Genomic DNA, 23,754 nt, shown 5'->3' with positions numbered 1-23,754 from the left:
CGAAACTCTCTTGCCGGGGGGAGCGCTGGTTGGGTTAGCTGGCCGCATGCGATTCCTCATTCTCGGCGGAACGGCCTGGCTCGGCAGCACCATCGCGACGGCCGCGATGCACCACGGTCACAAGGTCACCTGCCTGGCCAGGGGCGAATCCGGGAACGCCCCGGCCGGCATCCGCTTCGTGCGGGGCGACCGCGACCATGCCGGGGCGTACGCGGAGGTGGCGGCCGAAGACTGGGATGTGGTCGTGGATGTGTCGCGGCAGCCCGGGCAGGTCGCCTCGGCCGTGGCGGCGCTGGGCGACCGGGCCGCCGCGTACACCTTCGTATCGTCGGGAAACGTCTACACCGACACCGCCGTGCCGGGCCAGGACGAGAGCGCTGAGCGTGTCGGTGCGCAGAGCGGTGACGTGATGGAGTCGATGGAGACCTACGGCGAGGCGAAGGTCGCCTGCGAGGACCGGCTCCTTGCGGGGTTCGGCGCCGACAGGTCCCTCATCGTGCGGTCGGGTCTGATCGGCGGACCCGGCGACGTCTCCGACCGCAGCGGGTACTGGCCACTGCGGTTCAGGGAGCCCGCCGGTGCCGACGGGAGTGTGCTCGTGCCCGACGTCCCGGGGCTGCTGGTTCAGGTGATCGACGTGCGCGACCTGGCGGAATGGATCGTCGACGCCGCCGAGGACCGCGCAGCCGGGGTGTTCAACGCGACGGGGGAGACCGTGACGCTGGCCGAACACCTGGCCGTGGCGAGGAGCGTGGCCGGACACACCGGCCCGGTCGTGGGCGCGGATGCCCGATGGCTAGTGGATCACGACGTCGGGCCGTGGTCGGGGCCACGGTCCCTGCCGCTGTGGTTGCCCCTGCCGGACTACGCCGGGTTCAATGCCCGAGACAGCGGTGCCGCCCGCGCCGCCGGACTGGTCACCCGCCCGCTCGCCGAGACCCTCGCTGACACGCTGCGCTGGGAGCGCCTCAGGGTGCCGCAGGGCCCGCGCCGGGCGGGACTGTCCGACGCCGACGAGGTGGCCCTGCTCGCCGCCCGCGCCGCCGGCTGATGCCCAGCGCCCGCCCGGCCGCCCGCACCAGGCGGCCGGAGCCGGCGCCGGGACTAAGCTGCGGCCATGACCCCCATCAAGGATGATGACCGTCCGACCGAGGAACCCACGGTGCCTGAGCTCCTCCAGCCCGGCGAGCCACCGTTCCAAGCGCTGTTCCCGAATCTGGACCGGGTGTCCCGATCCTCCTGGCGCAAGGGAACCGTCAGCCGCCGACGGATCGGCCGCGCGACGGGGCTGCTGATCGGTGTGATCGTGGTCATCGGGACGTTGGTGGTGGGCAGCGTCATCCTCTGAGCCCCTCCAGTCTGCTGCGCCGCCGAGGCGCTCTGAGCCCCGAAAATTCACCTCACCGTGACCGGATGTTCCCCCGCCGGAAACCCGCCCGAAACGCAGCCGCCGAATTGCGCCGAAAAGTGTCCGATCGCCCTGAACGAGGGGCAGTGGCAGCGCCCGCGGCTCGATAAGCTGAGAGCGCATGACTTGCCAGGGGCGTCGAGTCTGTTTGCTGCTCATTCGTTCGGGAGGGGACGGGACGCGTCGTGCTATTCGAGGCCGCTGCACTGCTGACTGCCTCGCTCGCCCTCGTCGGGGTGGGCGGGCCCGTCCTGATGCCCGAATCCTCGCAGGTCAGCGTCTACGAGACCGTTTCGGCCCGGGTCGCGGATCGTCAGAGCGATGCGGGCGCCTCGCAGGCCTCGGCTGAGCTCGAGGTGCAGTCGGCCGCTGCCATCGACATCGACGTGGCCTCCCTCCGCACCATGACGGGGTCGAATCTGCTCGTCGGTATGTCCCAGCTCGCCGTCGCGGAGTTGAGGAGCTTCGTGGCCGAATATCCCACCCGCGTCGACTCGGTGCTGGCGACCCCGCCCGAAGCCACGGTAGTGTCGGCCTGGTGGACGCTGCTCGACTCCACCCAGCGGGCCACCCTCACCACGGCGACCCCGCGGCTGGTCGGCAACCTCGACGGCGTGCCGCTGGCGCAGCGCAGTCGCGCGAACGAGCGATACCTCAGTGAATCCCTCGCCGAGGCCAAGCGGGTCCTCGCCGGCCACTCGTCAGATGCCGAACGCTCCCTGGCCAGCGGCCGGGTGGCCGTGCTCAGCCAGGTCCAACTGGCCCTGAAACCCAGCGACGGCGGGCCCAAACGCAGCCTGATCCTGCTCGACCCCAACGGGTCGGGGCGGGCGGCGATCGCCCTGGGCAACCCGGACACCGCCGACTACATCGGCTACCTGGTACCGGGAATGAACTACCGGGTCGAGCCCGCGATGGTCAACTGGACCACCGTGGCCGACGACGTCTACCGCGAGCAGCGTGCGGTCCTGGCCGCACGCAAGAAGGCGCCGGCCGCCACCACAACCGCACCCGGCACAGCGTCCGTCACCGCGGCATCCGCCACCGGCAGCCGGCTTGTCTCTGGGTACCCGGATGCCGCGGCGACCACAGCGAAGACCGTGGCCACGATCGCCTGGATCGGCTACGAGGCGCCCGACGTGTTCTCCGTCGGCTGGCGTGACCGTGCGGTGGCCGGCGCCGCCTTCCTCGAGACCTCGTGGGCCGGCGTGCGCGCCAGCAGGGGAGCGGACCAGCCCTTCATCTCGGTGTTCGCGCATTCCTATGGTTCGACCGTCTCGCTCATGGCGCTGGCCAACGGCTCTGTGCAGGTGGACGCCCTCGTCGTGGTCGGTTCACCGGGTAGCGAAATCCAGTCCGCCGACAAGCTCGAGGTCGCCAACGGGAACGTCTTCGTCGGCAAGGCGGACTGGGACCCGGCGGTCAGCTCGGCGTTCTTCGGCAGCGATCCCGGCGCCTCCTCGTACGGTGCCAGGGCACTCGGCGTGGACGGGGCGACCGACACCGTCACCGGCGCCTGGCTCGGCGGATCGCTCGGCCACAACGACTATTTCAGGCCCGGAAGCGAGTCCCTGCACAACATGGCGCTGATCGGCACCGACAACGCGGACCTGGCAACCGACGACGACGAATAGAATTGGAGCTTCCGCTTCGATTTTCTTGGGAGTTTCATGTCTGAAATCACGGCCGAGCAGGTTGCGCATCTGGCCAACCTCGCCCGGATCGACCTCAGCTCGGCAGAAATCGATCGCCTCACGGTCGAACTCGGCCAGATCGTCGACTCTGTCGCCAGGGTCGCCGAGGTCGCGACGCCCGACGTCCCGGCGACCAGCCACCCGATGCCGCTGACGAATGTGTTCCGTGACGACGTCGTCGTGCCGTCGCTCACCGTCGACCAGGCCCTGTCCGGCGCCCCCGACCGTGCCGGCGACAAATTCCGCGTGCCCGCCATCCTGGACGAGGAGTAACAACGTGACCAGTCTTATCAACCAGACCGCCGCCGCCCTGGCCGGTCTGCTCGCCGACGGCTCGGTCAGCTCCGTCGACGTCACGCGCGCCCACCTCGACCACATCGACGCCGTCGAACCCGATGTGCACGCGTTCCTGCACGTGGCCCGCGACGCCGCCCTGGCCACCGCCGCGAGGGTCGACGCCCGTCGCGCCGCCGGCGAGAAGCTCGGCCCGCTGGCCGGCGTTCCGATCGCCATCAAGGATGTGCTCGCTACGCACGACATGCCCACCACCTCTGGGTCGAAGATCCTTCAGGGGTGGATCCCGCCGTATGACGCCACCGTGGTTCGGCGCATCCGCGACGCCGACCTCATCCCGCTGGGCAAGACCAACATGGACGAGTTCGCGATGGGCTCCTCTACCGAACACTCCGCCTACGGCCCCACCCACAACCCGTGGGACCTTGACCGCATCCCCGGCGGCTCCGGCGGTGGCTCCGCGGCCGCCGTCGCCGCGTTCGAGGCACCATTGGCGCTCGGCAGCGACACCGGCGGATCCATCCGTCAGCCCGCCGCCGTCACCGGTTCCGTCGGCGTCAAGCCCACCTACGGCGGCGTGTCCCGCTACGGCGCGATCGCGCTGGCCTCCTCGCTCGACCAGGTCGGCCCGGTCACCCGCACGGTGCTCGACGCCGCGCTGCTGCACGATGTGATCGGCGGGCACGACCCGCTCGACTCGACATCGCTGACGGATGCGTGGCCGTCGATGGCCGCCGCGGCCCAGGCCGGGCTGGCCGACGGTGCCCTCAAGGGGGTGCGGATCGGCGTGATCAAGGAACTCAACGGTGCGGGTTTCCAGGCCGGTGTCAAGCAGCGTTTCGAGGAGACCCTGGCCCTGCTGTCCGCGGCCGGCGCCATCGTCAGCGAGGTGAGCGCCCCGAACTTCGAGTACGCGGTCTCCGCCTACTACCTGATCCTGCCCGCCGAAGCCTCCAGCAACCTGGCCCGCTTCGACTCGGTGCGCTTCGGCATCCGGGTCAACCCGGAGGACGGCCCGCTCACCAGCGAGCGCGTCATGGCCGCCACCCGCGACGCCGGCTTCGGCGACGAGGTCAAACGCCGCATCATCCTGGGCACCTACGCCCTCAGCGCCGGCTACTACGACGCCTACTACGGCAGCGCCCAGAAGGTGCGCACGCTGATCCAGCGCGACTTCGCCGCCGCGTTCGACAAGGTCGACCTGCTCGTCTCGCCCACGGCGCCGACCACGGCGTTCAAGTTCGGCGAGAAGACCGAAGACCCGATGGCGATGTACCTCAACGACATCACCACCATCCCGGCCAACCTCGCCGGCATCCCCGGCATGAGCCTGCCGATGGGCCTCGCGCCCGAAGACGGCCTCCCGGTGGGTCTGCAGGTGATGGCGCCCGCCCGGGCGGATGCCCGTCTGTACACCTTCGGCGCCGCCGTCGAGCAGCTGCTCGAGGCACACTGGGGGCACACCCTGCTCAGCCAGGCACCCGCTCTGGCCAACATCGAAATGTTCGCAACCGAAGGGGGAGCCGTCTGATGGCGAAAGCCGAATTGATGGACTACGACAAGGCCCTCGAGCTGTTCGAGCCGGTGCTCGGCTTCGAGGTGCACGTCGAACTCAACACCAAGACCAAGATGTTCTGCGGCTGCGCCAACGAATTCGGTTCCGGTGCCAACACCAACACCTGCCCCACCTGCCTGGGCCTGCCCGGCGGGCTGCCGCAGGTGAACCGCCAGGCCATCGAGTCCTCCATCCGCCTGGGCCTGGCCCTGGGCTGCGAGATCGCCGAAACCAGCCGGTTCGCCCGCAAGAACTACTTCTACCCCGACACCGCCAAGAACTTCCAGACCTCCCAGTACGACGAGCCGATCGCCTTCAACGGCCAGCTCACCATCGAGCTGGAGAGCGGCCGCCAGGTGACCGTGGACATCGAGCGCGCGCACATGGAGGACGACGCAGGCAAGCTCACCCACATGGGTGGCGCGGCAGGACGCATCCAGGGCGCCGACTATTCACTGGTCGACTACAACCGCGGCGGCGTGCCACTGGTGGAGATCGTCACCCAGATGATCGAGGGTGGCGAAGCCGACTCGCCCGAGATCGGCAAGACCTACGTCGCCGCCATCCGCGAGATCGTCAAGGCGCTCGGCGTCTCGAACGCCCGGATGGAAGAGGGTAACGTGCGCTGCGACGCGAATGTGTCCCTGCGCCCGCGCGGCTCGAACATCCTGGGCACCCGCACCGAGACCAAGAACGTCAACTCACTGCGCAGCGTCGAACGCGCCGTGCGCTATGAGATCCAGCGCCAGGCCGCGCTGCTCACCGCCGGCGGCACCATCACCCAGGAGACCCGGCACTGGCACGAGGACACCGGGGTGACCTCCGCCGGCCGGCCCAAGAGCGACGCGGACGACTACAGGTACTTCCCCGAGCCCGACCTGGTGCCCGTCGCCCCGTCGCGTGCCTGGGTCGAAGAGTTGCGCGCCACGCTGCCCGAGCCCCCCGCGGCCCGCCGCAAGCGGCTGCAGGCGGACTGGGGTTTTGTGAACCTCGAGTTCCAGGATGTGGTCAACTCCGACCTCCTCGACGTTCTGGAGGCCACCATCGCCGCCGGCGCGCCCGCTCAGTCCGCCCGCAAGTGGTGGACCGGCGAGATTGCCCGTCTGGCCAACGCCGCCGGCGTGACTGCCGAGAGCCTCGTGACCCCGGCCCAGGTGGCCGCGCTGATCGAGCTGATCACCGACGGCACCCTCACCGACCGCCTGGCCCGCCAGGTGCTCGAGGGCGTCATCGCCGGCGAGGGCACCCCCAGCGAGGTCGTCGCCAGCCGTGGACTGGCCGTCGTCAGCGACGACGGGCCGCTGATTGCGGCCATCGACGAGGCCCTCGCCGGGCAGCCCGACGTGCTTGCGAAGATCCGCGACGGCAAGGTGCAGGCCGCCGGCGCCGTCATCGGCGCGGTCATGAAGGCCATGCGCGGCCAGGCGGATGCCGCCAGGGTGCGCGAACTGGTGCTCGAACGCGCCGGCAGCGCTCCGGTGGAGTCTGCACCTTCGGAGTCGGTGGAGTAATGGCGCTCTGGAGCCGCCGGCCCGCGGACGCCCCGTCAGCCGACGGGGCGGCCGCGGTGTTCGGCGTCGGCATGCAGGTGGTGGTGCGGCTTGACCGCAGCCGCTACCCCGACTCGATGGTGGAGGACCCGATCGGGGTCATCACCGCGCCAGGCGAGCTCGTCGGCTCGGCGCTTTATGCACCCGTCGTGGGCAAGGAAGCGGTGTGGGTGGTGCACTTCGAGGAACCGTTCTACGGTCTCGACGGCACCGGCCCGCACGAGTCGGCCCGGGTGTCGCAGGGTTCGCTCGAGGCAGCTCCGGAGTCGTGATCGCCGTGGCCGACCTCAACCAGCCCGCCGAGGCCGACATCCGTCGGTGGCGGCGGTATCTGGCCGATGAACAGGCCGAGGCCGCCGTCTACCGTGACCTGGCCGGTCGGCGTTCCGGCGAGGAACGCGACATCCTCCTGGCCCTCGCCGAGGCAGAGGGCCGGCACGAAGCGCACTGGCGGGACCTGCTCGGCGAGCGGGTCGGAGCACCCCGGAAGGGTGCGCTGCGCACCCGGGTGCTTGGCCTGCTGGCCCGCCGGTTCGGTTCCGTCTTCGTGCTCGCCCTCGCCCAACGCGCCGAGGCACGGTCGCCCTACGACGGGGATGCCGACGCCACCAGCGCCATGGCCGCAGACGAGCGCATCCACGAGGAAGTCGTTCGTGGCCTGGCCGCCCGCGGCCGCCAGCGGCTGTCCGGCACCTTCCGGGCCGCGGTCTTCGGCGTCAACGACGGTCTGGTGAGCAACCTCGCCCTGGTGCTGGGCATCGGGGCGACGGGGGTGCCCACCGCCACCATCCTCTTCACCGGCATCGCCGGCCTGCTGGCCGGAGCCCTGTCGATGGGTGCGGGAGAGTACGTGTCGGTGCGTTCCCAACGCGAGCTTCTCGAGGCATCCACCCCGAACCCGGCCACGCGCAGCGTGCTCTCACACCTGGACGAGGCCGCCAACGAACTGACCCTCGTGTACCGTGCCCAGGGCATGACGCCCGAGGACGCCGAGGTACACGCCCGTGAGGTGCTGCGCACCGTGGCCGTCGCGACCGGTGCGCTCGACGTGAGCCGGCTCGACGGCTCCACCGCCGCACTTGTCGACGAGCACGAAGCCATCGGCACCGGCACGGGCGCCGCGATCTCCAGCTTCTGCTTCTTCGCCTCCGGAGCCCTGCTGCCGGTGCTGCCCTACCTGTTCGGCATGCAGGGCGTCGCTGCGATCATCGTCGCCGCGGTCCTCGTGGGCCTCGCGCTGCTGGCCACCGGTGCCGTCGTCGGTCTGCTCTCCGGCGGTCCGCCGCTGAAGCGTGCGCTGCGTCAGCTTGTGATCGGCTTCGGAGCCGCCGGGGTCACCTACCTGCTCGGCCTGCTCTTCGGCACCACCGTCGCCTAGCGCCCGGCCCAGCGCCGCAACTGTTGCCGGTGCGGACAAATGGTCCCGGTGTGCCGGGCGCACTTGTCCGAACGAGCAACAGTTGGTCGGCGTGGGCGGACGCGGCGGCGGCGGTCAGCGGCGGTCGTCGCGGCCGGTGAGGGCCAGCAGCCGGGACTGCAGCGGAGCGTCCTCGGGCATCGGCACCGGGGAATCGAACAGGCCACTGGCCTCCAGCGCATCCCGCTGCGGCTCGAACACCGTCCAGACCGCCTCGATCAGAGCAGGGTCCAGGGTCTCCTCGGCCGCCGTCGCCCTGGCCAGGTCCCAGGAGTGAATCGTCACGTCGGAGACCTGCTCGCGCAGGTAGTCCAGCACCGTGACGGTGTCGTAGGAGAGCTGCACCGACGCATCCGCAGGCGCCGCCTGCCACGCCGCGGTGGCCAGTGAGGAGTGCGTGTGCCATTCGGCAACGAGGTCGTCCCCGAGCGGGTCGACGCGGCGCCGGGCCTGGTCCAGGGTCAGCCCGGCCAGCAGCGGCGGGATCCACTGCTGCTCCCGAACGACGTGGCGCACCAGATCACCGACGGTCCACTCCTTGTCGGGCGTCGGAGCGTTCCAGTCGTCCACGGCTGCGATGCGCCGGCCGAATTCACGGTGCGCCTGTTTCTGCAGGGTGTACCAGTCGATCGCCGGGGCAGCGCTGGCGGAGGTGGTGTCAAGCACAGTTTTTTCGGACAGAGTCTTTTCAAGCACAGTGGGCTCACTTCGTTGATTGTCGTGCGGCATCCGCCCAGAGGGGAAAGTCCGTGCTGGGTGCAACGACGCTCGGCCCGCGGGCATTCCGGGTCCGCCGGAAATCTCGCCGTCAGTGCGAGAAGTTCCGCCGTAGAAGCTAGGTTCGACAGAGAACACCGCCGGGCTCTGTCCTCGGCCCTACCGCGACGAGGTCCACATGCCAGCTTCCAGTGCCCCGGGTTCCATCGCCGTCATGCTGCCGCGAGACCTGCCCGCAGCGCAGTTCGTGGCTTACGCGCGCCGCGCCGAGGAACTGGGTTTCACCGAGATCTGGGTGGTGGAGGACTGTTTCTTCCGCGGCGGCATCGCCCAGGCCGCCGTGGTGCTCGCCGCCACCACGACCATAGTTGTGGGAATCGGGATCCTGCCCGCCGCAGCCCGGAACCCCGGCTTCGCGACCCTCGAGATCGCCACCCTCGCCGAACTTTTCCCGGGTCGACTGCAGGTGGGCATCGGGCATGGCATGCCCGTCTGGATGCGGCAGACCGGCAGCTGGCCGACCAGCCCCCTGGCCATGCTCGCCGAGAACATCGACCTCATGCGTGCCCTGCTGCGCGGGGCCTCCATCACGACAGCCGGCCGCTACGTTCAGGCGGATGCCGTGGCCTTGGCCGGTCCGCCGTCCACGGTGCCGCCGATCCTAGCGGGCGTGCGCGGACCGAAGTCCTTGCAACTGGCCGGCGCCTGCGCCGACGGGGTGGTGCTGGCCGAGCCCGTCACCCCCGAATACCTCGCTGCCGCGATCGGTGCCCTCGATGCCGGCCGCGACGCTCCGCCGGAGGGCTTCGGGTTCCCCGGCCTCCGCCCCCCGTCGGCGGCCCGTCACGTGGTGGCCTACAACGCGGCCGCCGTCGACGAGGACCCCGCCGTGGCCCGCAACCTGGTGCGCCCGGCTCTTGAGCGGATCGGCGACCCCGATTGGGCCCCGCACATCACGGTGCTGCCCTTCGCGGAGGAGTTCGCCGCCCTGCGCTCGGCCAGCGCCAGCCGGGCTGACTTCGCGGCAGCGATGCCCGAGAGCTGGGTCGATCAGCTCGCGGTGGTCGGCACCGCCGCATCCGCTCGCCGCCGCATCGATGAGCTGCACACCGCCGGAGCCACGAGCGTTGTCCTCATCCCGGCCGGTCCCGACCCTGTGAAAGCGCTGGAGTCGCTGGCCACGGTCCTGTCGGTCCGGGCTGGTGCCGCCTAGGCTGACACCAAAGCGAAGGAGCAGACTCATGGGATTCCTCGATCGCCTCCTGGGCCGACCCGAACAACCGGAGCCGCCCCGCACCGCGCCGGCCCCGCAGCGCACCGACGACGAGATCGCCGTGGAACGCTACAGGTACCTCTTGCGCACCGCACCGCCGGAGACCATTGAACAGGTGCACACCGAAGCGTTCAGCAAGCTCACCGACGAGCAGCGCGACCTGCTCTTCCAGCAGCTGACCGAGAACGCGATGGAGGGTGAGCGCCCGGCGAACGCCGAACCGGCCACCCTGGCCAAGTCCGCCACCCGGGCCGAACTCCGCCAGCCGGGCACCCTGGACCGGGTCTTCGGCGGCGACCAGGCCGGCGGCCGGCAGGGCCCGGGCTTCGGCAGCATGCTCGGCGCTTCCCTGCTCGGTACCGTGGCCGGCTACGTCGTCGGCTCGGCGCTGGTGGGCGCGTTCCTGCCCGATATGGGCGGTGAGGCGGATGCGGCCGGTGACGCCGGCACCGACTCGGGCGCCGAGACCACGGCGGACTCAGGCGATTCCGGCGGCGATTTCGGTGGTGACTCCGGCGGCGGTTTCGGTGGTGACTCCGGCGGATTCGGCGATTTCGGCGGCGGTGGAGATTTCGGCGGTTTCTAGCTCGATGCCGACCCCTCCTGCCTGTACTCTCGAAGGTAGCTTCGAGTTGGTTCCGGCCGGAGCGGCAGAAGGGTGTGGTGCGGCGTGAGCAGGCAGGATGGCAGCGACCGGCAGACCACCGGCGCCGATGTCGACGACACAACCGCCACCATGCTGCACATCGACATGGATGCGTTCTTCGCGTCCGTCGAGTTGCTCGACCACCCCGAACTCGTGCACCTCCCCGTCGTCATCGGCCACCGCTCCGGTCGGTCCGTGGTGACAGCGGCCAACTACGTCGCCCGCAAGTACGGGGTCAACTCGGCTATGCCGATGGCCATCGCCCTGCGCCGCTGCCCGGCCGCCATCGTGCTCGAGCCGCACATGGGCCGGTACGTGGAGGTGTCCCGCCAGGTGATGGGCATTTTCACCGACATGACGCCGATGGTCGAGCCGCTCAGCATCGACGAGGCGTTCCTGGATGTCGCGGGCGCCCGGCGTGTGCACGGTTCACCCGCCGAGATCGGCCGGAAGATCCGCGCCCGCGTGTTCGCCGAGACCGGACTCACCTGCTCGGTCGGCGCCGCGTCGACCAAATTCGTGGCCAAGCTGGCCTCCGGACGGGCCAAGCCCGACGGGCTGCTGGTCATCCCCGCGGAGGACACCATCGCTTTCCTGCATCCGCTGCCCGTCGGCGCCCTCTGGGGGGTGGGCGCCAGCACCGAACAGGCGCTGCTCGGGCTCGGGCTGCGGCACGTGAGCGATATCGCGCACGCCCCCCTCGAGATGCTGCAGCGTGCCGTCGGCGTCGCCAGCGCGCACAAACTGCACGATCTGTCCTGGGGTATCGACCCGCGCACGATCAACCTCGAACGCGAGGAGAAAAGCGTCGGCCACGAGGTGACCTTCGAACATGACGTCACCGATGTCGCCCGGTTGCGCAGCGAACTCCTGCGCCAAGCGGATGCGGTGGCCGCCAAGCTGCGCGGCAACGGCCTCGTCGCACGGACTGTGGTGCTCAAGCTCCGCTACGCCGACTTCAGCACGGTGACCCGGTCGCGCACCCTGGCCGAGCCCACCAACGTGGGCCGGCGGATATACGAGGAGGTCACCGCGAGCTTCGACGTGCTCGCGGCCCGCGGCATCCGGGTGCGCCTGATCGGAGTGCGGGCCGAGCAACTCGGCTCCGGCGACGGCGCCGGCATGGGCCTGTGGGACGATGACGACGACTGGCGGGAAGCCGAACTGGCCGTGGACACCGTCACCGCCCGGTTCGGCCGGGGGATCGTGCGGCCGGCCTCGCAGCTGGGCGGCGGGAGTGCTCCGAAGCGTGATGTCCATCCGTTCGGAACACCGAACGCCGGGACGCCGCAGGGAGAGGGGGAGTAGCCTCTCACCATGACTAATCTCGCCTTGAAGCTCGCAGAAAACGCTCGATCCATCGGCGTCAGGTCGGCCTACGGAGACCCCGTGCAGATCGAGGGCGTCACGATCGTTCCGGTGGCCCTGGTGCAGTACGGCTTCGGCGGTGGCGGCGAAGGTGACGAGTCCGCGGCGGCCGGCGGTGGCGGCGGTGGCATGGCCATCCCGATCGGCGCTTACGTGAAGTCCGGCGGAGCGGCCCGCTTCGAACCGAATGTGATTTCGCTGCTGGCCGTCGGCATCCCCTTCGTCTGGGTCGCCGGCAAGGCCATCGCGCGCATCATCCGCGCGCTCAAGCGCTAGCACCAGCAGCGAGATCGTCGCGCGCAGAAATTGTCGTGCGACGCCTTGCAGTGCCCAGATGCGCCCGGGGAGTTCTATACTCGAAGCTGAACACGGGAGTCCGGTGAACCGGGCTGAGAGGAAGCTACTTCAGCTTCGACCGTCGAACCTGATCTGGATCATGCCAGCGCAGGGAGGCTTCTCAATCCCGTGCCCAGTATTCCTCTACGGAAAGGGCACGTACAGTGCACGCGTCAATCAACACCCAGCCTTCCAGGACTTCGTCCGCCACCACTCCCTCCACGTCGCGGAAACCGCGGGTGCTGAAATGGCGGGTCGTCGACATCGTCGTGGCCAGCGTCATCGGCGTCGCCAGCGGCGTGATCTTCTGGGCATGGGGCCTGGCCTGGTCGCCGCTGAGCGCCCTCCTGGCCTTCACCCCCGGGCTCGAAGGACTCCTGGCCGGCGGCTGGCTGTTCGCCGGGGTGCTCGGCGGACTCATCATCCGCAAGCCCGGTGCGGCCGTCTACACCGAGGTCGTCGCCGCCGTCGTCTCGATGCTCATCGGCACCCAGTGGGGCTTCTCCACCCTGATCTGGGGTGTCGTCGAGGGGCTGGGCGCGGAGATCGTGCTGGCCCTGTTCTTGTACGCCAACTGGCGCCTGGGCGTGGCCCTCCTGGCCGGCGCCGGCGCGGGCATCGCCGTGGGTCTGCTCGACACCACCTTCACCAGCTACGCGGCCCTCGACATCGGCCCCAAGATCGTCTACCTGGTTTCCGCCGTCGTCTCCGGTACCGTGCTCGCCGGGCTGCTGTCCTGGCTGGCGGTGCGCGGACTCGCCCGCACCGGCGCGCTGAGTCGGTTCGCCGCCGGCCGGGAATCGGGCCCGACCGACCGGGTCGACACCCAGCCCGCCCGGTGACCCGCACCGGATGCCCGCTCCGCGTCGCCGAGGCCCGGCCGTGACCGGCGCCAGGGTCACGGCCTCCGGCTGGGGCTGGCGGCACGCCGGCCGGTCCCGCCCCGCGGTCTCCGGGCTCGATCTCGACATCCGCCCGGGGGAGCGGGTGCTCGTGCTCGGACCCAGCGGCGCCGGCAAGAGCACGCTGATGCACGCCCTCGCCGGTGTGCTCGGCGATGACGAGGACGGCGACGAGACCGGCGAACTCCTCATCGACGGCCGCCGCCCCAGCGCGTCCCGCGGCCGGGTGGGCCTCGTGCTGCAGGACCCGGACTCGCAGGTCGTGCTCGCGAGGGTGGGCGACGACGTCGCCTTCGGCTGTGAGAACCGCGCCGTTCCGCGCGCCGAAATCTGGCCCCGGGTCGGTCGGGCCCTCGCGGACGTGGGCCTGGACCTGCCTCTGCGGCACCCGACCAGCGCGCTCAGCGGCGGCCAGAAGCAGCGCCTGGCGCTGGCCGGGGTGCTCGCCTTGCGCCCGGGCCTGGTGCTGCTGGACGAACCCACCGCCAACCTCGACCCTGACGGTGTCGTCGAGGTGCGCGACGCCGTGCTGCGCTCCGTGGAGGCGTCGGGTGCGACCCTCATCGTGATCGAGCACCGCGTCGCGGTCTGGCAGCACGTCGTGGACCGCATCGTGGTGCTCGACCCGGCCGGCGGCATCCTTGCCGACGGACCCACCGACAGCGTGCTCAGCGCCGAAGGGGAGCGGCTCGCCGCCGCCGGAGTGTGGATACCCAGGTTCCCACCCGCGACGCCCGAACGGCGCCCCCGCTCCGACGGTCCCGGCGCGGAAGTCCTGCTCAGCGCCGATGACCTCGCCGTCGGACGGGTGCCGTTCGCCCGCAAACAGGCCGTCGTCGTCGCACACGGCCTCGACCTCGCCCTGCGCGCCGGCACGGCCACCGCTCTCACCGGCCCCAACGGCACCGGCAAGTCGACTCTCGCGCTCACCCTGGCCGGGCTTCTGGCCCCCGCGGGCGGGCGGTTGACCGCAACGGATGCCCTCGCCGCGGGACTCGGGCCGGCCCCGCACCGATGGCGCTCCCGCGACCTGCTGGCGCGCATCGGCACCGTCTTCCAGGACCCCGAGCACCAGTTCCTCGCCGGGACCGTGCGTGCCGAGCTCACGATCGGCCCCCGCGCCCTCGGCCTGGGCGGGGCAGAGCAAACTGAGCGAGTGGACGCGCTGCTGCACAGACTGCGGCTGGACCACCTCGCCGACGCCAACCCGTTCACCCTGTCCGGCGGCGAGAAGCGCCGGCTGTCCGTGGCGACGGTGCTGGCGACCCGGCCCCGGCTGCTCGTCCTCGACGAACCCACCTTCGGGCAGGACTCCCGCACCTGGGCCGAGCTGGTGCGCCTCCTCGCCGAACTGCTGGACACCGGCACCGCCGTCCTGGCGGTCACGCACGATGAGCAGTTCGTGGCCGCGCTGGCGGATGCGCGCCTCACCCTGGTGCCTGGAACCGGGCCGGCGAGTGGCCGCAGCGTGACCGCCGGGCTGCGCGCGCCCGCCGGGAGGGAGGCGTCGTGAGCCTGATGACGCCGGAGATCCGGCCCAGTGCGATCGCCGGAGTGAACCCGGTCGCCAAGCTCGCCGTGGCGCTGGTGATCAGCTGCGCCCTGATGCTGTCCATCGATTGGGTCTCGGCCGCGGTCGCCCTCGCACTCGAGGCTGTGCTGCTGGCCTGGTGCGGGCTGAGCGCCCGACAGTTCTGGCTGCGCACCGCACCGGTGTGGATCGCGGTTCCCTTCGCCGTGCTCACCACGGTGCTCTACGGACAGGACTCCGGCGCCGTGCTGTTCAGCGCCGGCTTCGTATCGGTGACCGAGGGGTCCGTGGCCCTGGCCCTCGCGATCGGGTTGCGGATCTTGGCCATCGGCATCCCCGGGATCGTGCTGTTGGCCACCACCGATCCCACCGACCTCGGTGACGGCCTCGCGCAGGTGCTGCGCCTGCCGGCCCGGTTCGTGCTCGGCGCCCTGGCCGGGCTGCGCCTGGTGGGCATGTTCATCGACGACTGGCAGTCCCTGGCCCTGGCGCGGCGGGCCCGCGGGGTGGGCGACGGCGGCGGCCTGCGCGGCCGCGCCCGCCGGTTCGGCGGACTCGCCTTCGCTCTGCTGGTTCTTTCGGTGCGACGGGGCAGCAAACTCGCCACGGCCATGGAGGCCCGGGGTTTCGGCAGCGACGAACCGCGCACCTGGGCCAGGGAATCGGTCTTCGGAGTGCGTGACACACTGGTCGTCCTGATCGGGGCTGCCATCGCCGCCGCGGCGATCTCGGCAGCCGTTCTGGCGGGGACGTGGCATTTTGTGCTCGCCTGACCTGGTCGCACCGGTGCTCGCCGCCGTCAGGGCGCTGAACCGCAATCCGGTCGGCGACCGGGCCGTGATCCTCATCGACGGTCCCAGCGGCGCGGGCAAGAGCACCCTCGCTGACGCCGTGCTGGCCGCCTGGCCGGGACCGGTGGCGCCGACACTGGTGCGCCTCGATGACATCTACCCGGGCTGGGGCGGCCTGGACGCCGCCGTCGACCAGGTCGGCCGGCTGGTGCTCGGCGCCCGGCAGGCCGGCCGGCCAGCCGCCTGGCAGCGGTACGACTGGGCGGGGGCGGTCCCGGCCGAATGGCATAGCGTCGACCCCGACCGGCCGCTCGTGATCGAGGGCTGCGGTGCCCTGGCCCGGGCGCATGCCTCCCTGAGCGACGTCAGGGTGTGGCTGGATGCCGACGACGGCATCCGCAAGCGGCGGGCGTTGGCCCGTGACGGCGGCGGGTTCGAGGCGCACTGGGACCAGTGGCAGCACGACTGGGAGGCCTACCGAGCCCGGGAGCAGCCCCAACTATCGGCCGGCGTCAGTCTCACGGGCACCCCGCCTGGGCTTGGGCGCTCCGGCGGCGCCTGAGGCGAAAACCGGGCCTGAGCAGTAAGTTGGGGTCATGACTACCCCGCAGAGTGAGAACACCGAGTACACCGTGGAATTCGTGGACGGTCCCCTCGAGGGCCAGACCGACAGCCGCGTGCTCCTGCACGGCAAGCACGACGCCCGGATCAGCATGGTCGCCGCCGTCGACAGCATGGAATCGCTGTTCTGGTACGACGAGGTCGACAGTCGAGAGGTGCAGGGCAAGCTGCACGTGCGCTACGCCTTCGACTCGTCGGACAGCGATCCCGTCGAATCTGACGACGCTCCGGTCTGAACCGGTTACGCCCACCCGCTGACGCCCACCCGCTGACTACCAGTTGGCGACGAGGGCGCTGACCACGGGCACCGGGTGCAGCAGGCGCCAGCCCGGACCCGGGTCGGTCAGACTGCTGTCGAGCTCCAACGTCGACGAGACGCTCTCACCGAACGCATCCACCGTGACCCGGCCGATCTTGGCTCCCGCACGCCCCGTCGTGACGTCGTCGAGCGTCACGACAGGGTCGGTGCCGGCGGCGGCCTGCCAGCCGAAGCGGGTCTTGGGGGTGGCGACGACGGCATCGGCCGAATCGCCCCACGCCGTCGTGAGGGTCGCGTATCCGTCACCCTCCGCCAGGATCGGAAGCTCCGTGACCCCGGCCCGCGCCGAGGCCATCAGGGCCGTCAGGTCGGCCGTGAGGGTGTCGTAGTCCGGTTCGCCCAGGAAGGCACCCGCGAAGGTGAAGGCCTTCTCACCGGCGACGACGGTGCCGGTGAACAGGAAGCAGACCCCGCCGGAGTCGGTGTAGCTGCGCGAGATACCGGTGATGCCCTCTTCGGGCAGATACTCCGTGGTGTTCCTGACGCCGCGCTGGCCGACCAGAGCGGATGCCGGCTGCGCGATGATGTCCGCGACCACGGGGTTCGTCGCGGCCAGGCCCGCGACGCGCGCCAAGTCGGTGCCGGTCCCGGCGCTGCCGTCGAGGAGGCCGTTGGCGTCGACCACCGTGGTGTTCGGCATGCCGTTGGCGGCCAGCCAGGCGTTGGCGGCGATGAGGTAGGCGTCGACGGAGCCGAACGCCCAGCGGGCCAGGGTGTCGGCGTGGTTATTGCTGGAGCCGAGGATCATGGCCTGCAGCATCTCTCGCTCGGTCCAGCTCTCGCCGGGAAACACGATGACGGTGCGGGCATCCTGGGCCGTGTAGTCGAGGTAATCCTGGTAGTCGGCGGTGACCAAGGAGTAGGCCGGTCCGGGTTCGCCGGCCGCGAGGGGCTTGGCGTCCAGCACGACGAGGGCCGTGATGATCTTGGCGGCGGATGCCATCGGCACCGGGTCGCTGCCGCCGCCGATGGCAATGGTGTCCACGCCGAGCGTCGCGGGTGCGGGCTCGACGGGGTCGCCGCCGGTCGCGGTGTCGTTCGTTGCGGTGTCGTCCGTAGCGGTGTCGTCCACCGCGGTGACGGCGAGCAGCCCACTGGAGCCGGCGGCGGGCAGCACCGGGGTGGACGCCGGCCCGGCACTATTCGGCGCGGTGACGGTGACCGTGGCGCTGGGCAGCGGGCCGAGCAATGTGGCCGGCCCGTACACCCCGATCATCAAGATCACGAGAGTTCCCACCGAGATACCGAGGACACGGCCAGGTCGAAATCTACTCATGGTTCAGGGTAGCCGACCGCGCTCAGGCTGCGGCTCACGCCCAACCCAGCTCGTGCAGCCTGTCGTCGTCGATGCCGTAGAAATGCGCGATCTCGTGAACGAGGGTCACGTGAACCTCGTCGCGCAGCTCGTCCAGATCCTCGACGATGGCCAGCAGCGGTTCGCGGAACAGAATGATGCGGTCGGGCATCTCACCGAAACCGTACTGGCCGCGTTCGGTGAGGGCGACGCCGTCGTAGAGGCCCAGGGTGTCCAGGGTGCCGTCCTCTGGACGGTCCTCGACGACGAAGATCACGTTCTCGAGGCCGTCGACCATGTCGTCGGGGAGCAGGTCGAGCTGATCGATGACGAGACGTTCGAAGTCGTCGTGGCTGAGCGTGAGCATCCACTCAGCATGCCATGAGGTGCACGCAAAAAGTCCCGGCCTGTTGGGCCGGGACTTCTTGTTTCATTGGGGTGAGTAACGGGGCTTGAACCCGCGACCTCCTGGACCACAACCAGGCGCTCTACCAGCTGAGCTATACCCACCAAGTGCCGCTCCACTTTCTCAAGCGAAGGCAACTCAAGAATTCTATTACACGTTTTGGGTGAAGATGTTCACAACGGCCGTTGCGTGCGATTTTGCTTCCGCACTCGTGGGTCCGGGGTCGGCCACGAACACGCTCTTGCGGTAGTAGGCGAGCTCACGGATGGACTCGAGGATGTCGGCGAGGGCTCGGTGGCCGCCGTCCTTGGCGGGTGCGTTGAAGTAAGCCCGCGGGAACCAGCGGTGGGCGAGTTCCTTGATCGAGGACACATCGACGTTGCGGTAGTGCAGCTGCTTGTCCAGGCGCGGCATGTACCGGGCCAGGAACGCCCGGTCGGTGCCGATCGAGTTTCCGGCCAGGGGCGCGCGCTGGTCTTCGGGGACGAAACGCAGGACGTACTCGAGCACCTGGTACTCGGCCTCGGCCACACTCACGCCGTTGGGGATCTCCTCGATCAGGCCGGAAGAGGTGTGCATGTTGCGCACGAAGTCGCCCATGTTCGCCAGGGCGGAGGCGTCGGGCTTGATCACGATGTCGAGGCCAGGGTCGAGAATGTTGAGGTCGAAGTCGGTGACGACCACCGCAATCTCCACCAATTCGTCATTGTTGATGTCGAGCCCGGTCATTTCACAATCGATCCATACCAACCGGTCACTGCTGTTTGTCATGGGGCGAGTCTAGCGGTGGGCCCCGACGCGGCTCCCTGATCGGCTCGCGGCCCGGCGCTCGTAGACTGATGACGATGCTTACAACACTCGCCATCCTGCTTCTGCTCAACGCCGTCTGGAACGTCGTGGTCTGGCCGCGCTTCTACAAGAGGGTCAGTCAGGACGGCAGGGCGCGGGATGAGTCCGGCAAGCCGACGTCGTTCCTGATCGTGCACGCGGTGCTGGTCGGGGTGTCGCTGCTGCTGGCCGCGGTTTCCGCGGTTGTGGCCGTTCTCGCCTTGGTCAACGGTTAGGAGCCGTCATGGAACTCATTTTCTTCTCCTCGGCATTCTGTGAGCCGTGCCTGCAGACCCGCGCCGTTCTGGCCGAGGTCGAACGGCTGGTGCCGGCCGCCACGGTGCGCGAGCTCGATGTGGCGCACGACAATGCCGAGGCCGAGGCCGCCGGAATCCGCAACACCCCCACGATCATCGTGCAGAACGCCGCCGGCGACGAGGTGTTCCGCGCCACGGGCGTTCCGACCCTCGCTCAGGTGCTCGTCGCAACGGCCAAGGCACTCTGAACGCGCCGCCGCGGGGGCAGCGGTCCGGACTGCGGTATCGTTGAAGCGCTATGCGCCCCCGTAGCTCAGGGGATAGAGCAGGAGCCTTCTAATCTCTTTGTCGCAGGTTCGAATCCTGCCGGGGGCACAGCACAACCCCGCCGGTCCTGCCGGCGGGGTTGGTTTTTTCTGGGCGGCGGGACTCAGGCCTTCTGCACCGTGATGGTCCATGCCGCGCTGCCGACCCTGTCGAAGTTCGTCACGGGGTAGCCGGCCTCCGCCGCCCACCGCGGCAGTGCATCCGTCGCCTGGGTGCAGTCGAAGTTGATCACCAGCTCGTCGCCGATCGCCAGCAGGGCGATGGCTTCCTTGGCCTCCACGAGGGGGAACGGGCAGACCTGGCCGTCGGTTTCGAGAACGTGCTGAGCCATGAGGGTTGTCTCCTTGCTGATCGGAACGGGGTGCTGCTAGGAAGTGGAGCGATCACCGGACCGTCACGAGCGCACCGATGCAGGTGCGGGCGCGGCGGGCGCGGATGCCTGGCCGGCGGCCGCCAGCCGGGCCTTGGACGGTCCCGTGATGAACAGCCGGGTCGCAGCGCCCACTCCCACGATCATGAACCCGAACGCCACCCAGCCCTGCAGCTGGAAGGTGGCGGTGTTGACCATCGCGTTGCCGATGGTGCAGCCGCCGGCCAGGCTGGCGCCGATGCCCATCAGCGCACCGCCGCCGATGCTGCGCACAGTGGTGAGCGCATCGGGAATCCGCACCCGGAATTCGCCGCTGGCCTTCGCGGCGATGAAGGAGCCCAGCAGGATGCCGATGACGAGGTAGACGCCCCAGTCGATCACTTCGGCGTCGCCGGCGACGAGGTAGTTGACGATGTTGGACGAGGGGCCTGTTATGCCCAGGCCCGCCTCGCGGCCGGTTGCCCAGCTGAGCGGCCACGCCACAATGGCGAGGACTCCGATGACCAGGGCGGTGCTGAAGGCGCCCCACTGCTTCTCGAAGAGTAGGTGGGCGATGCCCGTCCTGCGAGCGGGCAGGGTGGCCATCGGTGCTGCCGGACGGCGACGCAGGTGGTGGCGGGCCAGTGCGGCCACGGCCACGGCGAGAACCGCCACGAGGAGCCATGGTGACACGCCGAGGAGGCCGTGCACCGTGGACGCCTCGACGGTGACGCCGCGGGCGGCCGTAACGGCGGGGGCGAGCGCACCGGTCTTGGACACGGCGGAGAACAGAGCGTAGAAGATCAGTGCCAGCCAGCTGCCCACCAGGCCCTCACCGGCGCGGTAGTACGTTCCCGTCGCGCAACCGCCGGCCAGAACGATGGCAAACCCGAAGATGAAGGCTCCGCCGATGGTGGAGAGCCATGGGAACGGGCTGGAAGACAGCGAGATGACGCCCAGGGCGTCGAGGGTGAAAACCCCCACGCTCTGCACGGCGATGACGATGAGGAACGCGGTGAGCCATCTCGTGTTGCCCGTGACCCACAGGTCCCGGAACGCCCCCGTGACACAGAACCGCCCGCGCTGCATGACAAATCCGAGGGCTATCCCCACGAGCAATCCGGTGACCAGCATGCAGCTTCCCCATTCGTTTCACCTCCGACGCGATGTCGGAAGCACCTACGACGCTACGAGTTCGGCCGAGCGGCTCGGTCCAATGAGTCGCCGTGTGACCGGGCGGATGTGCAGGCGTCCTTCAGACATCCGCCCGCCGCGACTTGATAGATTCGTCAGATGCGAGAACAACAGGTGCGAATCATCAAGGAACTGCACGTGAACCCGGTCATCGACCCGGCCGCCGAGATTCGGCGGCGCATCGACTTCCTCAAGGACTACCTGCTCGCCAGCGGGGCGAAGGGGCTGATCCTCGGGATCAGCGGGGGACAGGACTCGTCCCTGGCCGGGCGCCTGTGCCAGCTGGCGATCGAAGAACTCACCGTCGAGGGACATGCCCTCCGGTTCGTGCCGGTGCGCCTGCCGTACGCGGTGCAGCGCGACGAGGACGACGCCCAACTCGCCCTGGAGTTCATTAATCCGGACTCGAACCTCACGTTCAACATCCAGCGTGCGGTGGACGGCTTCGAAGCCGAATTCGCCGTCAGCACCGGTACCCCGATGCCGGACTTCGACAAGGGCAACGTCAAGGCGCGCGCCCGGATGATCGCCCAGTACGCTCTCGCCGGCGCCCAGGGCCTGCTCGTGGTCGGCACCGACCATGCGGCGGAGGCGGTCACCGGGTTCTTCACCAAGTTCGGTGACGGCGGCGCCGATCTGCTGCCGCTGACCGGTCTGACCAAGCGCCAGGGCCGGCAGTTGCTGATGGCGCTCGGCGCCCCGGAGCAGCTCTACCTGAAGGCCCCGACCGCTGACCTGCTCGACGACAACCCCGGACAGACCGACGAGGCGAACCTGGGAATGCAGTACGAGCACATCGACGACTTCCTCGAGGGCAAGCCCGTAGAGGACCACGTCGCCGAGGCCATTGAGCGGCGCTACCTGCGCACCGAGCACAAGCGCCAGGTGCCGGCATCCCTGTTCGACGACTGGTGGAAGTAGTCCGATCCGGCCCGCCGGTCTGCCGCTCTGTGAGCCGCAGCCTGGCAGCGAAAAACGCCGGTCCGCGTGAGCGGACCGGCGTTTTTCTGGATAGCGGGAGCTAGGGGTGCGGCAGCGGCGCTGGACGCACTTCGAGGGCCTGAACGTCGTCCAGGAGGCGCTGGGTCTCCGTAGACGGAGACGCGGCCGGCGACGACACGGCCCCGGGGGGAGCCGCGGCGGGGACATAGCCGAGCGGCTGCGCGGTCGGAGCCTGTGCCGGTGCGGCGGGGGTCGCGAACTGGTCGTGGTGCTGCTGGGCCACCCAGGCATCCTGCTCGGCCAGGAGGCTCTTCTCGGTGGAGGTGTTCTGCGACTTCCAACGCTCGAGGTCGCCCTGGAAGATCTTGCGGGCCCGGGACGGCTTGTTCTGCCAGTCGATGAGGCGGTCGCGGAACTCCACGAGGGCCGGCTCGAGCTGATAGCCGAACGTGGCCGAGGTGCGCTTGAGCTCGGCCAGCTGGTGCGCTGCCCAGTCCGCCGCGATGCTCGATCCCTTGATCGGCAGCAGCCGGATCTGGATGTCGGCCATGCCCACGGCACGGTCGTTCATCACCTGCTCCTGTGGGGTGAGCGAGTTCCACACGGATGCCTCGGTCGCGGCATCCACGATCGATCCGATGGCCGCGGCCCGCAGCTCGCGATCGTGCTGGGCGAGCAGGCGCTTGATGGCCCCGCGTGCGATCCAGGCCGCCAGAAGGCTGGCCACGATAATTGCGACGATCAGCACGATTGCGCTGAAAATCATGGGCTGGTTCCTGGTCGCTGTGAGCCAGGTTACGAAATCATTCCACCACTGCATGTGCGGAACGCTACCTCGTGGGCCGGCGCATCGAAGGGAACCGTGGCGGCGTGGCCGATACGCGGTGTCAAACCGAGACTCCGGCGCGGTCAGGGCGTCCGGCCGGCCGACGCGCTGGTCGACCGCTCGAGGGCGTCGCGACTGAGCATTGCGGCACCCGCCACGGCGGAGGGCATGGCCACGATTGCGAAGAACGGCACGAGGAACAGCAGGTAGGACGCCGCTCCGAAGCCCAGCGCGATGCCGCGTCGCGTGCGCAGGGCGCGACGACGTTCGCGCACAGTGAACCCGCGAGCGTCGAAGGCGAATCCGGTGAGCTCGACCGCCAGCAACCAGCCGCCCAACAGGGCGCCGAGCACCGCCACCATGATCGGCCCCACCAACGGAATGAAGCCGCAGGCCAACAGGAGCAGGCCCACACCGACGGCGGGGATCAGGAGCCGGAGGCCGTCCCCGATGGCACGGCCCAAGGATCCCCAGAAGCCGCGCTCCGGTGCGGTGGGCGCGTTGCCGAGGTTGGTCTCGACGGCGCGCCAGATGCGTTCGTAGAACGGGTCGCCGACGACCAGGGTCACGGCCGTGAACGTGTAGACCACGAAGAGGGCGGCCACGAGCACGAAGACCAGCGCCGCAGCCACCCGCGTCGTGAGGATGACGGGCTCGGCCCAGCCGTCGGCGAACGGGGTCGCCCACGTGACGATCGAGGTGAGGTTGACGAGCAGAAGCACTATGCCGACGAGGTACACGGCACCGACCGCCACCGCCGGCAGCGCGCCGAGCAGCATCAGCTTCGGGGAGGTGATCCACATGCCGAAACCACGACCCAGGTACCCCACCCCCGCCAGGAGGTCGGGAACCAGCCTCTGCCGGGCCGGAACTGGGGGGACGGGAGTGGGCTGGGGCAACATCGTTTCA

28 protein-coding genes, 2 tRNA genes and 1 riboswitch are annotated in these 23,754 nt (G+C 69.7%); of the genes, 21 read left to right on the top strand and 9 right to left on the bottom strand.

Annotated elements, in window-relative coordinates:
- Window positions 1-46 precede the first annotated feature (46 nt).
- The 8 genes from E3O57_RS09825 to E3O57_RS09790 all read left to right on the top strand — a co-directional run bounded on the left by E3O57_RS09825 (window position 47) and on the right by E3O57_RS09790 (window position 7,879).
- Window positions 47-1,051, top strand: coding sequence for an NAD-dependent epimerase/dehydratase family protein (locus E3O57_RS09825; RefSeq protein ID WP_103479579.1), 1,005 nt, complete (start codon window positions 47-49; stop codon window positions 1,049-1,051).
- 66 nt (window positions 1,052-1,117) lie between these two features.
- Window positions 1,118-1,348: a hypothetical protein gene (locus E3O57_RS09820; RefSeq protein WP_088456440.1), complete on the top strand. Its 231-nt coding sequence runs from the start codon at window positions 1,118-1,120 to the stop codon at window positions 1,346-1,348.
- Between the two features lie 245 nt (window positions 1,349-1,593).
- Window positions 1,594-3,042: an alpha/beta hydrolase gene (locus tag E3O57_RS09815; protein WP_103459949.1), complete on the top strand. Its 1,449-nt coding sequence runs from the start codon at window positions 1,594-1,596 to the stop codon at window positions 3,040-3,042.
- Between the two features lie 36 nt (window positions 3,043-3,078).
- Window positions 3,079-3,375, top strand: coding sequence for an Asp-tRNA(Asn)/Glu-tRNA(Gln) amidotransferase subunit GatC (gene gatC, locus E3O57_RS09810; protein WP_088456438.1), 297 nt, complete (start codon window positions 3,079-3,081; stop codon window positions 3,373-3,375).
- A 4-nt stretch (window positions 3,376-3,379) separates the two neighbouring features.
- Window positions 3,380-4,927 carry an Asp-tRNA(Asn)/Glu-tRNA(Gln) amidotransferase subunit GatA gene (gene gatA, locus E3O57_RS09805; RefSeq protein ID WP_088456437.1) on the top strand — a complete coding sequence of 516 codons (1,548 nt, stop codon included), beginning with the start codon at window positions 3,380-3,382 and terminating at the stop codon, window positions 4,925-4,927.
- The gene (gene gatB, locus E3O57_RS09800) at window positions 4,927-6,462 is read left to right on the top strand and encodes an Asp-tRNA(Asn)/Glu-tRNA(Gln) amidotransferase subunit GatB (protein ID WP_103459948.1); all 1,536 of its coding nucleotides are present in this window, start codon (window positions 4,927-4,929) and stop codon (window positions 6,460-6,462) included. The genes gatA and gatB overlap by 1 nt, the downstream gene beginning before the upstream one ends.
- Complete coding sequence (locus E3O57_RS09795; protein ID WP_088456435.1) at window positions 6,462-6,773, top strand: hypothetical protein; 312 nt, start codon at window positions 6,462-6,464, stop codon at window positions 6,771-6,773. The genes gatB and E3O57_RS09795 overlap by 1 nt, the downstream gene beginning before the upstream one ends.
- A complete protein-coding gene (locus tag E3O57_RS09790) occupies window positions 6,770-7,879 on the top strand; it encodes a VIT1/CCC1 transporter family protein (RefSeq protein WP_198416821.1) in 1,110 nt (369 codons plus the stop codon). Before E3O57_RS09795 ends, E3O57_RS09790 begins: the two co-directional genes overlap by 4 nt.
- A 114-nt stretch (window positions 7,880-7,993) precedes the next feature.
- On the opposite strand, the gene E3O57_RS09785 is transcribed toward E3O57_RS09790, so the two are convergent.
- Complete coding sequence (locus E3O57_RS09785) at window positions 7,994-8,584, bottom strand: TIGR03086 family metal-binding protein (protein ID WP_241990365.1); 591 nt, start codon at window positions 8,582-8,584, stop codon at window positions 7,994-7,996.
- 229 nt (window positions 8,585-8,813) lie between these two features.
- Between E3O57_RS09785 and E3O57_RS09780 the strand changes: the two genes are divergently transcribed.
- The 9 genes from E3O57_RS09780 to E3O57_RS09740 all read left to right on the top strand — a co-directional run bounded on the left by E3O57_RS09780 (window position 8,814) and on the right by E3O57_RS09740 (window position 16,339).
- A complete protein-coding gene (locus E3O57_RS09780) occupies window positions 8,814-9,848 on the top strand; it encodes an LLM class flavin-dependent oxidoreductase (protein WP_103479577.1) in 1,035 nt (344 codons plus the stop codon).
- 28 nt (window positions 9,849-9,876) lie between these two features.
- Window positions 9,877-10,494: a hypothetical protein gene (locus E3O57_RS09775; protein WP_103459945.1), complete on the top strand. Its 618-nt coding sequence runs from the start codon at window positions 9,877-9,879 to the stop codon at window positions 10,492-10,494.
- A gap of 84 nt (window positions 10,495-10,578) precedes the next feature.
- On the top strand, window positions 10,579-11,862 hold the full coding sequence (gene dinB / locus E3O57_RS09770; RefSeq protein WP_088456431.1) for a DNA polymerase IV: 1,284 nt from the start codon (window positions 10,579-10,581) through the stop codon (window positions 11,860-11,862).
- A gap of 9 nt (window positions 11,863-11,871) precedes the next feature.
- Window positions 11,872-12,198 (top strand): hypothetical protein, encoded by a 327-nt coding sequence (locus tag E3O57_RS09765; RefSeq protein WP_088456430.1) that lies wholly within the window; start codon window positions 11,872-11,874, stop codon window positions 12,196-12,198.
- An 82-nt stretch (window positions 12,199-12,280) separates the two neighbouring features.
- Window positions 12,281-12,391, top strand: a riboswitch (TPP riboswitch).
- Between the two features lie 31 nt (window positions 12,392-12,422).
- The gene (locus tag E3O57_RS09760; protein WP_103479576.1) at window positions 12,423-13,100 is read left to right on the top strand and encodes an ECF transporter S component; all 678 of its coding nucleotides are present in this window, start codon (window positions 12,423-12,425) and stop codon (window positions 13,098-13,100) included.
- A gap of 10 nt (window positions 13,101-13,110) precedes the next feature.
- Window positions 13,111-14,673, top strand: coding sequence for an ABC transporter ATP-binding protein (locus E3O57_RS09755; RefSeq protein ID WP_103479575.1), 1,563 nt, complete (start codon window positions 13,111-13,113; stop codon window positions 14,671-14,673).
- The gene (locus tag E3O57_RS09750; protein WP_370289965.1) at window positions 14,670-15,464 is read left to right on the top strand and encodes an energy-coupling factor transporter transmembrane protein EcfT; all 795 of its coding nucleotides are present in this window, start codon (window positions 14,670-14,672) and stop codon (window positions 15,462-15,464) included. Before E3O57_RS09755 ends, E3O57_RS09750 begins: the two co-directional genes overlap by 4 nt.
- A 13-nt stretch (window positions 15,465-15,477) precedes the next feature.
- Complete coding sequence (locus E3O57_RS09745) at window positions 15,478-16,044, top strand: ATP-binding protein (RefSeq protein ID WP_241990364.1); 567 nt, start codon at window positions 15,478-15,480, stop codon at window positions 16,042-16,044.
- Between the two features lie 34 nt (window positions 16,045-16,078).
- Window positions 16,079-16,339, top strand: coding sequence for a hypothetical protein (locus E3O57_RS09740; protein WP_088456427.1), 261 nt, complete (start codon window positions 16,079-16,081; stop codon window positions 16,337-16,339).
- A gap of 36 nt (window positions 16,340-16,375) precedes the next feature.
- On the opposite strand, the gene E3O57_RS09735 is transcribed toward E3O57_RS09740, so the two are convergent.
- From E3O57_RS09735 to orn, 4 genes are all read right to left on the bottom strand, one after another.
- Window positions 16,376-17,698: a D-alanyl-D-alanine carboxypeptidase family protein gene (locus tag E3O57_RS09735; protein WP_103479574.1), complete on the bottom strand. Its 1,323-nt coding sequence runs from the start codon at window positions 17,696-17,698 to the stop codon at window positions 16,376-16,378.
- Between the two features lie 34 nt (window positions 17,699-17,732).
- Window positions 17,733-18,083 carry a metallopeptidase family protein gene (locus E3O57_RS09730; protein ID WP_103432014.1) on the bottom strand — a complete coding sequence of 117 codons (351 nt, stop codon included), beginning with the start codon at window positions 18,081-18,083 and terminating at the stop codon, window positions 17,733-17,735.
- A gap of 67 nt (window positions 18,084-18,150) precedes the next feature.
- Window positions 18,151-18,226 (bottom strand) — tRNA-His (locus E3O57_RS09725).
- A 46-nt stretch (window positions 18,227-18,272) separates the two neighbouring features.
- Window positions 18,273-18,893 carry an oligoribonuclease gene (gene orn / locus E3O57_RS09720; RefSeq protein WP_103459941.1) on the bottom strand — a complete coding sequence of 207 codons (621 nt, stop codon included), beginning with the start codon at window positions 18,891-18,893 and terminating at the stop codon, window positions 18,273-18,275.
- A 74-nt stretch (window positions 18,894-18,967) separates the two neighbouring features.
- On the opposite strand from orn, the gene E3O57_RS09715 reads away from it, so the two are divergent.
- The 3 genes from E3O57_RS09715 (at window position 18,968) to E3O57_RS09705 (ending at window position 19,582) form a co-directional block, all read left to right on the top strand.
- Window positions 18,968-19,186, top strand: a complete 219-nt coding sequence (locus E3O57_RS09715) for an SCO4848 family membrane protein (RefSeq protein ID WP_088456423.1) — start codon at window positions 18,968-18,970, stop codon at window positions 19,184-19,186.
- Between the two features lie 8 nt (window positions 19,187-19,194).
- The gene (locus E3O57_RS09710; protein WP_088456422.1) at window positions 19,195-19,455 is read left to right on the top strand and encodes a thioredoxin domain-containing protein; all 261 of its coding nucleotides are present in this window, start codon (window positions 19,195-19,197) and stop codon (window positions 19,453-19,455) included.
- A gap of 54 nt (window positions 19,456-19,509) precedes the next feature.
- A tRNA-Arg gene (locus E3O57_RS09705) sits at window positions 19,510-19,582 on the top strand.
- 55 nt (window positions 19,583-19,637) lie between these two features.
- On the opposite strand, the gene E3O57_RS09700 is transcribed toward E3O57_RS09705, so the two are convergent.
- Together E3O57_RS09700 and E3O57_RS09695 are read right to left on the bottom strand one after the other, a co-directional pair.
- The gene (locus E3O57_RS09700) at window positions 19,638-19,865 is read right to left on the bottom strand and encodes a sulfurtransferase TusA family protein (protein ID WP_088456421.1); all 228 of its coding nucleotides are present in this window, start codon (window positions 19,863-19,865) and stop codon (window positions 19,638-19,640) included.
- 63 nt (window positions 19,866-19,928) lie between these two features.
- Window positions 19,929-21,017: a YeeE/YedE family protein gene (locus E3O57_RS09695; protein WP_103479573.1), complete on the bottom strand. Its 1,089-nt coding sequence runs from the start codon at window positions 21,015-21,017 to the stop codon at window positions 19,929-19,931.
- Window positions 21,018-21,176: 159 nt separating this feature from the next.
- On the opposite strand from E3O57_RS09695, the gene nadE reads away from it, so the two are divergent.
- The gene (gene nadE, locus E3O57_RS09690) at window positions 21,177-21,998 is read left to right on the top strand and encodes an ammonia-dependent NAD(+) synthetase (RefSeq protein WP_103459937.1); all 822 of its coding nucleotides are present in this window, start codon (window positions 21,177-21,179) and stop codon (window positions 21,996-21,998) included.
- 100 nt (window positions 21,999-22,098) lie between these two features.
- Here nadE and E3O57_RS09685 read toward each other — a convergent pair whose 3' ends face one another.
- Together E3O57_RS09685 and E3O57_RS09680 are read right to left on the bottom strand one after the other, a co-directional pair.
- Window positions 22,099-22,785, bottom strand: a complete 687-nt coding sequence (locus E3O57_RS09685; RefSeq protein ID WP_241990363.1) for a hypothetical protein — start codon at window positions 22,783-22,785, stop codon at window positions 22,099-22,101.
- Between the two features lie 143 nt (window positions 22,786-22,928).
- Window positions 22,929-23,747, bottom strand: coding sequence for an EI24 domain-containing protein (locus E3O57_RS09680; RefSeq protein WP_103479572.1), 819 nt, complete (start codon window positions 23,745-23,747; stop codon window positions 22,929-22,931).
- Window positions 23,748-23,754 lie beyond the last annotated feature (7 nt).

The sequence above is a fragment of the Cryobacterium sp. TMN-39-2 genome, from assembly GCF_004402745.1.
Classification (GTDB): domain Bacteria; phylum Actinomycetota; class Actinomycetes; order Actinomycetales; family Microbacteriaceae; genus Cryobacterium; species Cryobacterium zongtaii.
This window is presented reverse-complemented; position numbering and strand designations above follow the sequence as displayed.